The sequence below is a fragment of the Mycobacteroides chelonae CCUG 47445 genome, from assembly GCF_001632805.1.
GTDB lineage: Bacteria > Actinomycetota > Actinomycetes > Mycobacteriales > Mycobacteriaceae > Mycobacterium > Mycobacterium chelonae.
Genome location: NZ_CP007220.1, coordinates 2,199,639 through 2,212,607, shown reverse-complemented (window position 1 = coordinate 2,212,607; position 12,969 = coordinate 2,199,639). Strand labels below are relative to the sequence as shown.

9 protein-coding genes are annotated in these 12,969 nt (G+C 64.9%); 2 read left to right on the top strand and 7 right to left on the bottom strand.

Annotated features, from left to right (window positions below; genetic code table 11):
- Positions 1-12 precede the first annotated feature (12 nt).
- Positions 13-900 (top strand): SCO6745 family protein, encoded by an 888-nt coding sequence (locus BB28_RS10905; protein ID WP_046253523.1) that lies wholly within the window; start codon positions 13-15, stop codon positions 898-900.
- Here BB28_RS10905 and BB28_RS10900 read toward each other — a convergent pair.
- From BB28_RS10900 to BB28_RS10880, 5 genes are all read right to left on the bottom strand, one after another.
- The gene (locus BB28_RS10900) at positions 897-1,994 is read right to left on the bottom strand and encodes an LLM class flavin-dependent oxidoreductase (RefSeq protein ID WP_046253522.1); all 1,098 of its coding nucleotides are present in this window, start codon (positions 1,992-1,994) and stop codon (positions 897-899) included. The genes BB28_RS10905 and BB28_RS10900 overlap by 4 nt on opposite strands.
- A 21-nt stretch (positions 1,995-2,015) precedes the next feature.
- Positions 2,016-3,041, bottom strand: a complete 1,026-nt coding sequence (locus BB28_RS10895; protein WP_046253521.1) for an ABC transporter substrate-binding protein — start codon at positions 3,039-3,041, stop codon at positions 2,016-2,018.
- Complete coding sequence (locus BB28_RS10890; protein WP_046253520.1) at positions 3,022-3,771, bottom strand: ABC transporter ATP-binding protein; 750 nt, start codon at positions 3,769-3,771, stop codon at positions 3,022-3,024. Before BB28_RS10890 ends, BB28_RS10895 begins: the two co-directional genes overlap by 20 nt.
- 10 nt (positions 3,772-3,781) lie before the next feature.
- Positions 3,782-4,615: an ABC transporter permease gene (locus tag BB28_RS10885; protein WP_046255743.1), complete on the bottom strand. Its 834-nt coding sequence runs from the start codon at positions 4,613-4,615 to the stop codon at positions 3,782-3,784.
- Positions 4,616-4,751: 136 nt separating this feature from the next.
- A complete protein-coding gene (locus BB28_RS10880) occupies positions 4,752-5,081 on the bottom strand; it encodes a hypothetical protein (RefSeq protein ID WP_046253519.1) in 330 nt (109 codons plus the stop codon).
- Positions 5,082-5,338: 257 nt separating this feature from the next.
- On the opposite strand from BB28_RS10880, the gene BB28_RS10875 reads away from it, so the two are divergent.
- Positions 5,339-5,704: a hypothetical protein gene (locus BB28_RS10875; protein ID WP_030095654.1), complete on the top strand. Its 366-nt coding sequence runs from the start codon at positions 5,339-5,341 to the stop codon at positions 5,702-5,704.
- Positions 5,705-5,724: 20 nt separating this feature from the next.
- On the opposite strand, the gene BB28_RS10870 is transcribed toward BB28_RS10875, so the two are convergent.
- Together BB28_RS10870 and BB28_RS10865 are read right to left on the bottom strand one after the other, a co-directional pair.
- Complete coding sequence (locus BB28_RS10870) at positions 5,725-6,444, bottom strand: thioesterase II family protein (protein ID WP_030095653.1); 720 nt, start codon at positions 6,442-6,444, stop codon at positions 5,725-5,727.
- A gap of 75 nt (positions 6,445-6,519) precedes the next feature.
- Positions 6,520-12,909, bottom strand: a complete 6,390-nt coding sequence (locus BB28_RS10865) for a type I polyketide synthase (protein WP_046253518.1) — start codon at positions 12,907-12,909, stop codon at positions 6,520-6,522.
- Between the last annotated feature and the right edge of the window lie 60 nt (positions 12,910-12,969).

The window sequence follows — 12,969 nt, the reverse complement described above, 5'->3', positions numbered from 1 at the left end:
TTCACTAGAGTGATGGCACGGCCCATCGATCTCGCCCGTCGCTTCTACGACCGATTCGAACCCATCCACGGCATCACCTACTTCGCACCCGAGGCGCGCGCAGCGGCCGACGAGCTCGGGTATCGCGGATTCTGGCGTGGATACTTCGCCACCCGTTCGGCGCCCCTGGGCATAGTGCGCCCACGGCTCGTCGAGGCCGTCTTCTACAACTTCGCCTCCTTCCGGGTCGCCAAGTCCCTCGAAGGCGCCTGGGAAACCGTCAGCCCGCAGCAGGCACTGTCCGCCCGGCAGGCCGGCGCTGTCGCGGCGTTGCGGCGCTACGGCTTGGCCGATGACGAAAATCTACGCACCGCAACGGAACTACTGGGCAGAGCGGCCCGCAACGCCTCATCCGCGGGGCGCCCCCTCTACGCCGCACTCACCGCCGTGCCCTGGCCCGACGAACCCCTGGCGACACTGTGGCACGCCGCCACCCTGCTACGCGAACAGCGTGGCGACGCCCACGTCGCGGCACTGGTCGCGGCGGGCATCGATGGCCGTGAGTCGAACGTGTTTCACGTTGCGGCGGGCCGGGCGACCAAAGCCGACATCATGCGCAGCCGCGACTACGACGAGACGGAATGGGCCACGCTCGAAGAGGGCTTGGCTCGGCGCGGCCTGCTCGACGACGGTGGCCAGCTGACGTCAGAGGGACGCGCACTCAAGACCGATATCGAGAACCGAACCGACCGGGTATCGCTGCCGGTACTCGACATTCTCAGCGACACCGAGGTGGAGGCGCTCTTTCACGCGCTCACCCCCATCACCCGGCGGGTCATCGCGGGCGGTGACCTACCGGCGTCGACACCAATGGGTTTGCGGCGCAACGATCTCGACAACGAAAGCGCGAATCTGACCTAGGCGGCCAGCGCTCCCCGCTTCTTGAGCAGCGGGAGCACGCCTTCGGCGAACCAGTAGGCCTCCTCGAGGTGCGGGTATCCGGACAAGATGAACTCGTCGAACCCGAGCGCGTGGTACTCGGAGATCAGATTCGCGACCTCTTCATGACTGCCTACCAGCGCCGTACCCGCACCACCGCGTACCAATCCGACACCGGCCCACAGGTTCGGGTAGATCTCCAACTTGTCGAGCCGACCGCCATGCAGCGCCGTCATGCGCCGCTGCCCCTCGGATTCAGACTTCGAATGCAACGCGGTGGCCGCCGCCACCTGCTCCGGAGTCAACTCCGCCACGAGCGAATCGGCGACGGCCCACGCCGCCTCGGAGGTATCCCGCGTGATCGTGTGCAGCCGGATGCCGAACCGAAGGCTGCGCCCGCGTTCCTTCGCCAAGGCGCGCACCGTCTCGATCTTCGCCGCGGCCGCGGCGGGCGGCTCGCCCCATGTCAGGTACACGTCCACATGATCGGCCGCGATGGGCAGCGCGGCCGGAGACGAGCCTCCGAAATACAGCTGCGGCAAGGGTGTTGGCGGCTCCGACACCCGCGCATCGGTCACGGTGTAGTGCTTGCCCGAATAGTCGACGGGATCACCCTTCCAGATGTCCCGCACGATCTGCAGGAACTCCCCGGTCCGTTCATAACGTTCGTCGTGGGTGAGCCAATCCCCGAAGCGACGCTGCTCGGTGTCGTCGCCGCCGCTGACCACGTTCAGCAGCAGGCGCCCTTCGGAGAATCGCTGGAATGTGGCGGCCTGCTGTGCGGCGAGTGTCGGTGGCACCAGACCGGGCCGAAAGGCGACCAGGAACTTCAGACGTTCGGTCTGCTCCAGAAGCGCCGATGCCGTCAGCCACGCATCCTCACACCAGGTGCCGGTGGGCGTCAGCACACCCTCGAAGCCCAAACGGTCCGCAGCGCGGGCTATCTCGCCGAGATAGCGCAGGCTCGGTTCGCGGTAACCCACCGGGATGGTGTGATGCGAGGACGCGTGCGAGGCACCCACAATGGAACGGCTGTCGCCATTGGTGGGCAGGAACCAGAAGAACTTGGCGGCCACGGGAATTGGTCTCCTTGTGGGTTATTGGGACTTGGTGAAGTACTGCTTGAGTGCATCGTTGTACCGGTTATCGACGAAATCAGAGAACGTTGGCTTGCCCTGAATCTGGCCCGACTGCGCGAACAGGTCGGTCAGCGTCTGCTCCGAGGCCGTCACCTCGTCGGTAAGCGGTATTGGTTGCCGCAGGCTGCGTGCCTGCGCCAGCTCTGCTGCCGCAGGGTCGATTCCGATTGCGGCGGCATATTTTCCATACCACTCCTGTGGATGGGCTTGGGCCCATGCGCTGGCACGCGCAATACGCTGCACCAGGTCCGACAATGCGGTATTGCGTTGACCATCACGCAGTGCCACCTGCGAGGCGACGCCGAATCCGTATCCGTTCGCGACGCCGGTAGCGGTCACCAGGGTACGAACCTTCAGCTGTTTATCGGCCAGCGCCGTGTAAGGGTCCCAGATCGCCCAGGCGTCGGCCTGGCCCTGACTCAGTGCGGTAAACGCATCGGCGGGCTGCAGAAACACCGGCTGGATGTCCTTGATGGTGAGATTGGCCTTCTGCAGCTGCAGTAGCAGATGACCATTCGCCGAACTCCCCTTCCCGACAGCCACCTTCTTCCCCCGCAGATCTGCCACGGATTGGATTGGGGATGTGTCGGAAACCAGGATCTGGTCACCGGAGGCGTCATTCGTATATCCAGACACCACTTTGATTCTCGCCTTGGACGCCGCGCCGAAAATCGGGGGTGTGTTGCCGGTGACGGCAAAGTCGATCTTGCCCGCGGTCAGCGCCTCGATCTGCGGCGGGCCAAAAGTGAAGGTGGAGAATTCGACCTTGTACGGCACGTTGTCCAGTTCCCCCGCCGCCCGCAGCAGCGATTCGGTGCCACCCTTCTGATCGCCCACGCGCAGAGTGAGATTCGACAGCTCCGAGAGCGGGACGAGCTGCGGCACCGCGGAATCGCCCTTATCGTCGCGGCCGGAGGTGCAGGCCGTCAACGACAGCAGGATCGCGGTCGCGCTGACGATGGACTTAAACACCAAGCTGCGCAAGAAGCTCTCCTCGATAGTTCTCGGTTTCGGTGTCGTGCTTGCCCTGCGGTTTACGCGGATTGCTAATACGCAATGTGTGCACCAACCGACCCTCATCCAGCACCAGGATGGTGTCGGCCAGCGATATCGCCTCGTCCACATCGTGGGTTACCAGCAGCACACCGAACTCGTGCTCTCGCCACAGGTTCAACAACAGTCGGTGCATCGAGAGCCGTGTCAGCGCGTCGAGTGCCCCGAAGGGCTCGTCGAGCAACAGCAGCTGCGGCTCCGCGACAAGTGCACGCGCCAGCGAAACACGTTGTGCCTGACCGCCCGAGAGCGTCAGCGGCCAGGCCTGCGCCTTGTCGGCAAGCCCCACCTCATCAAGGGCCCGGTCAACGCGGGAAAGTGCCTCCGCCTTGGACAACTTGGTGCGGGTGAGTCCGTACAGCACGTTATCGCGCACCGAGCGCCACGGGAACAGTCGCGGCTCCTGGAAGGCCACTGCGGGAGCGCCCGACACCACGCGTTCACCGTCGTGGTCGCCGGCCAGCCCGGACAGCACCCTGAGCACCGTTGACTTACCCGAGCCGCTGCGGCCCACCAGGGCGACGATCTCGCCACGGTCGACCCGCAGCGAGACGTCGTCGAGAACGCGATTACGCCCGTACCGCTTGGTGACCGACGTCAACTCGGCTGCCGGCGTGGCGGACTGCCGCGACAAGTCTGCTACCTCGAAAACCGCTGTCATGATCTGCCTTTCATGATCGGTACCGCAGTGCACGCCGTTCCAGCACCCGCACAATGGCATCCGTGACTATGCCCAGCAGCGCGTAGACCACCAGCCCGAAGATGATCACGTCGATGCGCAGGAAATCGCGCGCATTGTTGATCAGGAATCCCACCCCGGCGTCGGCGTTGATCTGTTCGGCGACGATGAGTGTCAGCCAGGACAGCGCCAGGGACTGCCGTAACCCGACAAGCACCTGCGGAGTCGCGCTGGGGACGACGATGACACGCAAACGCTGCCAGAACGAAAACCCAAGCACCTGTGCGGTTTCGAAAAGTTTGGGGTCTACCTGCCGGATCGCGGAGGTGGTGTTGAGGTACAGCGGAAATGCCGCTCCAAGCGCCACCATCAGCACCTTGGGCAGCTCGCCGATGCCGAACCACAGGATGAACAGCGGGATGAGTCCGAGGTGTGGCAGCGCCCGGATCATCTGCATGGTCGGGTCCACCACGGCATCGACAAGACGCGACAAACCCACCGCCGCTCCCAGCACCACTCCGACCAGGCCGCCCAACAGCAGCCCCTCGGCGGCGCGGATCCCGGAGACCCGCAGCGCCTCGGCAAGCTGGCCGTTGCCAATCAACTCGATTCCGGCGTGGGCGATTGTCGACGGGGCAGGCAATATGTCCGGGTCGATCAGACTCCAGGCACTCCCCGCCTGCCAGATGAGCAGCACCACCAACGGCGAAATAGACCGAATGATCTCCCAGCGCCGGTTGAGAATCCGCTCCCGCCAAGACGGGGTGGCTACGGGGGTATTGGCGTCAGTCGCCGCAGCGGCCACCAACGTATTACGGGTGGTCATGAAAAGCTCAGGAATCCTCACGGGTCGGCGGCTGCGTATCGACAGTGTTGACACACTATGAGCGCGTTCGGATTCCGTGAAGAATTAATATCGCGCTGATTCGACGGGTATCCCTATCCCGGGAGAACGGACGAAATCAGCGCCAGCCGTCTGCCGCCTTGGCGGCGCGCAGCAGTTCCTCGCACAGCTCACGCAGCTCATCCTGAGTCGCACCTTCTTCGACGGCGGTGGCGACATCCTCGGCCGCACACCGCGCCTGATACACCCGATCAGCCAGGTCCGTCGCCTCGTCGGCCGTAAGCACCACGGCATCGGCAGGCACCGAGGTGCCCTTGACGACGGCGCGCTGCTCGTAGGCGCGCTGACGGCAGGATTGGCGGCAGTACTGGCGTCGCCGGCCCAGTTCCGCGTCGTCGACTTCGCGCCCGCACCACTTGCAGGGTTGAGCGTGTTTGCGACGTGCCACGCCTTGAAAGCGTAGCGGTGGCTCCCGACGACAGGCGCGCAAGGTCCGCTCGGTACCAGCGAACCGCATGACCGTCCGCGGATGTGAGAAATCGGCATCACCAAAACCAGCGACATGACTGGTGAGAGCTGGTGCGACACGTCTGGCGCCACGTCGCGCAAAGCCATCGAGCGCAATTAGCACAATTGCAAGGAAAACGGATAATTGTGCGCTAATCTTGCCCAATCACAGCGGCATCCAACGTCGGAGGTTGTGCGATGAACAAGATCATCAAGCTTGGCCAGGCCGTGCTAGCAGCGGGTGTTATCGCCGCTCCGGTCGCTGTCATCAACGCGGGCCTGGCGTCGGCACAGCCGAGCCCCGCCCCCGCGGATGTGTGCTTCAACGGACCGTATCCCTCACCCCCGCCACCTTGGGGACCGGGCACCATGGAGGGCTGTGTCAACCCCGACAGCTGGTTCAGCCAATGGGGCTGGCGGTATGCAGGACCCAATTGGCGCGGCGAAGGCGGACAACTACCGCCTCCGGCCCCGAATTGGAAGTACGTAGGCCCGGGCTGCGAGTACTCGAGTAACCCGAACTGGCAGTACACCGGCCCGGATTGCCAACGCGAAACCCCGTAGTACGACGTCGGCCCCGGCGGCTAGTAGGAGTACGAGCCGCCGAGGGCCAGCTCGGCCTCGTGCGTCAAAATGGTCGCCAAGGCTTGCGGGTTCGACCAGTAGAAGTAGTGCCCGCCGGTCACGAGGATGCTCGTGAACTCCCCCTTCGTGTACGGGGCCCATCTGCGCGGTGGCGCAAACTTCGGGATCACCTCGTCATCCTTTGCGCTCACCTCGGTAATCGCCGTCTTGATCCGGCGGCGCGAAATCGATTGCAGGCCAAGGCTGAAATCGATCACCGCGTGCAGCCGCGCCTGCTCCAACAATGACTCGTCCGCTATCTTCTTCGGCGGCCACGCCCCGCGCTGCTCGTCATTGGTGAGTCTCCAGAGCGCGTGTTGTTTCGGGTTATGACCCCGGGTCTTGGCGTAGAGAGCATCCATTCGCCACAGGGACGGATGCCCACTCACCACCGGGACAAACCGGCCCACGGCGAAGTCCCGCGACTCCAACGCCTGACAGACCGTGTAACCGAACAGGCCGCCAAAACTCTTTCCCGCGAGAACCGGCCGACGGCAACCGAGCCCGACGATCGCTGCCGCGCAGTCCTCCGACAGTGCGCGCAGGTTCTCCGGGGAAGGCTCGGTCGACCGGGTGCTGCGCCCCGGCATCCGCCACACCCCGAAGTTCACCCCTGCCAGATGCGGGACCAGGTGCTGCTCGCCGGCGTGATTGGCCCCGGCGCCAGGGAAAAACAGCACGGTGGGCAGGGACGGCTGATATGCCCTTGGCCACCACCAACATTCAAGCGGAGTCGCAACAGTCACGCCGATCCTCTATATCGCGTCATGCTCGGGATCGCCGACCCCTTGCGCAATGAGTAGTGCGACGCGGGCACCGACGGCCTCAAGGGTGAGATCCGGGGTGAACTGGAACGCACTGATCTGGATGTTCAACTGCTTACCGGCTCGTGCGGCGAACTCCACCGCCATCAGGGAATCGATACCCAGATCGGCGATCGGCCCGGTCGGATCGATGCTGTCCACGTCGACCTTGAGGACATTGGCGAGTTCCTTGGCCAGTTCCTTGGTGACCATCGGGCCGCGCTCCTCCTCGGGCAGGGCCAGCACCGCCGCACGGAAGGCGGCCTGTTCGTTCGACACCGCAGCGGCTTCCGCGGAGAGATGAGCGAAACGTGTGCTCTTGGCTGTCGAGGGCAACGGAGTGCGCAAGACTCCCCAGTCGACGCCCGCGATAGCGACATGCGGAAGCTGGAATCGGGAGCACTCGTGCATGAGCGTCGCCCCGAGATCCATGTTGAGACGCCGCAGCCCGACGGAGTCGAGGAACTTGACGATGGCCTCCACCTCAGCCATCCCACCGCCGCTCATCGCGCCCCAGCTCACCGACAGGGCGGCCAGCCCGGCCGCGTGCCGTGCCTGAGCGAGCCCGTCCAGCACGCTGTTCGCGGCCGCATACGTCACCTGCGGAACAATGCCGATGAGGCCACTGATCGAGGAGTACAGCACGAAGTGGTCGAGCGGTACCTCGTGCTCACGCGTGGCCTTATCCAGATTCAGGGCACCGTCGACCTTCGGCGCGAAGACCTTGTACAGCGACTCCGCGCTGATGTCCGCGAGCACCTCGTCATGGGCCACCGCGGCGGCATGGAAAACTCCGCGCAGCGGATGTCCCGACGCTTCCACCTTCGCGATCAGATCCGAGACCTGGTCGTAGTCGCTGATATCGATCCGCTCTTCCCACACGTCGACATCGGCGGCGCGCAGTGCCTCGATCTGCGCCCGCGCCACCTCGGTGGTGGCACCGCTGCGGCCCGCGAGGATCAGGTGGGTGGCCCCCGCCCTGGCCAACGAGCGCGCAGTGGCCAACCCGAACCCGCCGAACCCACCGCTGATGAGGTAGGAGTGGCCGGGGCGCACCGGGGCGGTATCCGGCTTGCGCGGCAGTAGCTTTGGAGTTTGATCCCGCAGATCCAGCACGATCCGGCCCATGTGCGCCGCCCGGAACACCGCTTCGAACGCTCCCACCACATCGTCGATCGGGAATCTCGTGAACGGCAGCGGGGTGAGCTTGCCCGAGGTGAGCATCTCGGTGCACTCGCGCCGGAGCTCGCGGAATGTCTCGGGCCGCAACCGCAGCATGCGATCCATGTCGATCGCGTGGAACGACAAGTTGCCGCTGAAGGCCTTGAGATCCACTGCGCCGCCGAAGTAGATATCGGCCTTCCCGATTTCGATGATCCGGCAGAATTCCCCGGCGACCGCGAAGTTCTGGGCGATCATCTCGCCGGGCAGCGAGTTGTAGATGACGTCGACACCGCGTCCTTCGGTGATGCGCAGTATGTCGTCGACAAACCCGACCGATCGCGAGTCGAAGGCCGCGGTTGCACCGAGTTCGAGCGCCGCCCGACGGCGCTCCTCGCTACCGGCGGTCGCATAGACAACCGCGCCCATGTTGACCGCGATCTGCACCGCACCCATGCCCATGCCGCCCGCCGCACCGTGAATAAGGACGGTCTCACCGGGCTGCAGATCGGCGAGCTTGTAGAAGGCGTAGCCCGCCGTGAAGAATGGAACACCCGAGCCCACTGCGAGCGGATCGAAATCCTCACGCTGCAGGTGCTCTTCGTCGATCCGTTCCCATGCCGCACCACCATCGAGATCGAACGTCAGGTAGCGGCGCAGCAGCCCACGCTCTGCCACCGCGATGCTCTCGCCGACTCTGAGCTCGTTGACCGCGGAGCCGACACGTGTGACGACTCCGAATCCCTCCATGCCGGGCTCCAGCTTGAAATATGTCTCGCCAAGCTCGCGCTCCGTCAGGATTCCCAGGACCTTCAGCGGGTCTTTGTAGTTGAGCCCCAAGGTTTCGACGCGCACCTCGACCTGCCGGGGTCCCGGTTCAATGCGGTCGCATGCGCGCAGCGCGATGTCCTTGAGCGTGCGCGTGTCCGGGATCTGTACCTCGTAGGCCACCTCCGGGTCGGTGGGCTCGAATGGTTCTTCCCACGGCGCAACGAGTTCGGACAGCGACCGGCGCATCCGCTGGGTCCACCGCTCACCCGCACGCACCGCGACTTCTTCGGCTCGATTCATCGCACCGATCTCCGCCGCCACCTCGTCCGGCGTCGCTGAATCGGGCAGATCCACGAGGGACCATTTAGCGGGGTGCTGCTCGTTGGCCAACACCCGGCGCGCTCCCACGAGCGCGGTCTGATCGAGGTCCAGGCCACTGTCGCCCGGGGCCAGGAAGGCGCGCGTGCTCACGACGACCACCTGCACATCCGGACTCACGACACCGCGCTCGGTCTCGGCTTCGAGAACGACCCGCAACGCCTGGGCGATCGTGACGAGTTGATGCAAGTTCTCCACCAACGTCTTTCCGGCGCCGACGGTCGCCAGGACACGCAAGTACGTGTCCGCGTGTAACGCTGCCGCGAAAGCGTCGGCGAGATCTGCTCCCGGGTCGGCTTTCAGGATCACCGCACCGGCGCTGGCCGCACGGCGGGCGCCTTCTGCGAAAGCGGCGGCCACATCGCCGATCCCGACGATCACATTCGCAGCCCGGGCGGCGGGTGCGGCGGCACTTCTGGAGGCGGCAGGCGCGGAGTCGGACTGTGCCTCGACTTCCTCTTCCAAAGGCTCCCAACGAGGCTCGTAGAAGTACTGATCAAGCTCGGACAGCGGGTCCAGCGCCGATCCCACGGGCCGCAGCGTCACTCCGGTCAAGGCCAGGGCGACTTCGCCGTCTTGCGAAGCGAGATAGGCGTTCGCACGCAGCGGCTGCGTGCTGGTGATCTCGACGAACGCGATCGGGTCCTGGGGCACCTCGTGGTATAGACGTACCCGGTCCACCGAGGCCGGGATATGCGCCGTCGGAGGCACATCCAGCTCTGGACGTGCCGCCAAGAGGACCGCGATGCACTGCAGCGCGGCATCGGCGAGCGCGGGATGAATGGCGTGCCGCAGTACCGACCCAGACGCGTCTACCCCTTCCGGAGTCGTCAGCTGCGCAACACAGCCGGCCGACCCGATGCGCACGCTCTGGATTCGCTGAAAGGCGGGACCGTAGGAGAGCCCGACTGCGGCCAATCCCTTGTAGACGTCTTCGCCGTCAAAGATCCTGTCGAACTCGGACTGTGCCGGAACATCGATCCGCAAGGTCCCCAGATTCGCCTCGACCAGCCTGCCGTTGGCATGTGCCGTCCACAGTTGGGTATGTGCGGAGCGGCCGTTGACGGTGAACCGCTTGGTGGGCTCGTCCACGGTGAGACGGGTGATCGGCGCGTCATGTTCGGCGACCACCAAAGGCACCGCGAAGACCACCGAGTCCAAGCCCGCCTGGCCCCGGCCGGAGCGTTGACGCACGGCCGATAGCGCGGCATCGAGGTACGCGGTTCCCGGTAGCACAATCGAGCCGAGAACTGTGTGGTCGGGCAGCCAGGGCAGATTCGCGGCCGCCAGGGTGACCTCCCACTGTGGCGTCAGCGCCTCCGCCCGGTCGCCCAGGAGCGCGAACCGATCGGCGTCGCCGTAGCGCGCACGCAACGTCAGGGCGTCCTCTTCCCACAGTTCCTCTTGCGACCATGGGTATTTCGGCAGGTCCATGTGCGGGACCGAACCGTTCTCGTAGAGACCGGCCTCACCGGGGGCGTCGATAGCACCCACCGCATACAGGTCCGTGACCGCCTGCAACACCGACTGCTCATCATTCTGGTCACGGTGCAAGGTCTGGACCGCGGCACCGGAGACACTGTGGCGCACAAAGCTTTCTCGAATGTTCCCGAGCAGGACTGGATGCGGACCAAGCTCCAGGAACACCCGGTACCGATCCTCGATGAGGGTGTCGATGGCCTTCGCGAACAGGACGCTTTCGCGCACGTTCTTGAGCCAGTAGTCCGGGTCCGCGAATGCCGCGCTGTCGATCTTCTCACCGGTGACGGTCGAGTAGACCGGCACGTCCGACTGCCGGGGGGCAAGACCTGCCAGCGCAGTCGCGAGCTCCCCGAGGATCGGGTCCATGAGCTGGCTGTGATACGGAACCTCGACGTGCAGCATGCGGGCGAAGACCCCGTCTTCAGCGAGCTCATCGTGCAGTGTCTGCAGGGCCTTGGAGTCGCCGGACAATGTGGTTGCCGCGGCGCTGTTGATCGCCGCGACACACACTGCCGTTCCAAAACGCGCTGCCCGGCGCTGGGCTTCCTCGGCATCCAGACCGACCGCGAGCATGCCGCCAGAGCCCGCCGTCTTGGCCTGCAGCCGGGAGCGATGGAAGGAAACCGTAGCGGCGTCGCGCAAGGACAACGCGCCACTCACGTACGCCGCGGCGACCTCACCAACACTGTGTCCTACCACCGCGGTGGGCCGGATCCCGAACTGCCGCAAATGCTCTGCCAGTGCCGACTGGACCAAGAAATTCGCCGGCTGGGCGATCTCGGTGCTGCTGACACGAGAGTCCCCCTCGGGCCGCAGCAGTTCGGCGATTACCGACCAGCCCGAGATCTCCTGGAACACCGCGTCGATCTCGGCGGCGGTGTCACGGAAGACACCGGGCGTCTGCAACAGTGCGCGAGCCATCCCCCACCACTGCGGGCCCATCCCGCTGAAGACGAACACGGGATCGGAGATGCCCTCGACGAGAGCACGCGCCGGCGCCGCTTCCTCGCTTTCCGCATAGGAATTCAGCTGTGTGAGAAGGTCATCGGCATCGCGATAGATGAAGCCCTTACGCAGATAATGCTGCGCCCGACGGCCGGTGGCCGCGGTCTTCAGCTGCTGCGCACCCTCCTCGGAGAGATCTGAGCCCAACAGTGCGGCGTACCGTCCGGCGACCTGGTGCAACGCGGCACCACTGCGCGCGGAGACCGGGAAGATCCGAATGCTGTCACGTGCGGGAGCCTGCGGCTCGGCGGCCGCGGGCGGCGCCTGCACGATGACATGCGCGTTGGTCCCGCCGTAGCCGAAGCTGTTCACCGCCGCGTATGCGGGAGCTCCCATGTCCGGGTACGGCTCGACCTCGGTCGGGATACGGATCTGCAACTCGTCGAACGGGATTTCCGGGTTGAGCTTGTCGAGGACGACCTGCGGCGCGATGGTCCGCCGCTGCACGGTGAGCGCGGCCTTGATCAAACCCGCGACACCCGCCGCGGCCTCGGTATGGCCGAAGTTGTTCTTCACCGAGCCGATCACCAGCGGCTGCGTGCGGCCGGGAACCTTGCCGTACGAGTGCCCCAGTGCCTGCGCCTCCAGCGGGTCGCCCACGCTGGTACCGGTGCCATGCGCCTCGATGTATCCCACCAAGGCCGGGTCAATGCCTGCCTCCTTGATCACACGATCCGCAAGCCGCTGCTGCGACACCGGATTTGGCACGGGCAGCGCTATCGTCCTGCCGTCCTGGTTGACCCCGCTACCACGAATCACCGCATATATATGGTCACCGTCGCGCTGCGCCTGCTCGAGGTTCTTGAGCACCACGATTCCGACGCCCTCACCACGGCCGTAGCCGTCCGCTGCCGCGTCGAACGACTTGCTGCGACCGTCGGCCGCGAGGAATCTGCCCTTACACATGGTGATGAACGTTTCCGGCTGGAACATGACGTTCACTCCGCCGGCGAGCGCCACATCGCACTCGCCACCCGCGACCGCCCGTACCGCCAGGTGCGTGGTGACCAGCGAGGACGAACATGCCGTGTCCACAGTCATGCTCGGCCCCCAGAAGTCGAGCGCGTGGGCGATTCGGTTGGACAACAACGTCTGCGACGCGCTGAAGGCGGCGAAGTTATTGATCTTCTCGAGGTTTCGGGCCAGGCCCCGGCTGATCATGTTGTCGTTCATGAAGCCGCCGATGAAGGTTCCCACGTTCCCGCCCAGCGCCTGTCCGGCGATGCCCGCATCGTCGAGGGCTTCCCAGGTGGTTTCGAGAAGAAGCCTCTGCTGTGGGTCCAGGACGGCAGCCTCACGGTGCGAGATCCCGAAGAAATCCGCATCGAACCGTCGGAAACTCTGGGTCAGGAAGCTACCGCGCCGCGTGTACATCCGGCCCGGCGTATCGGGGTCCGGGTCGTAGTACTTATCCGCGTCCCAGCGATCCTTCGGAATATCAACGACGGCGTCGCCTTTGCGTAACACAAAGTTCCAGAAACTCTCCGGATCACCAATTCCTCCGGGGAATTTGCATCCGATGCCAATGATAGCCACTGCAACCAATGCTCGGCCCTCTCCTAGTTGTTGAACTATCGGGAGACGATGGAACTTTTTCCGAAATAG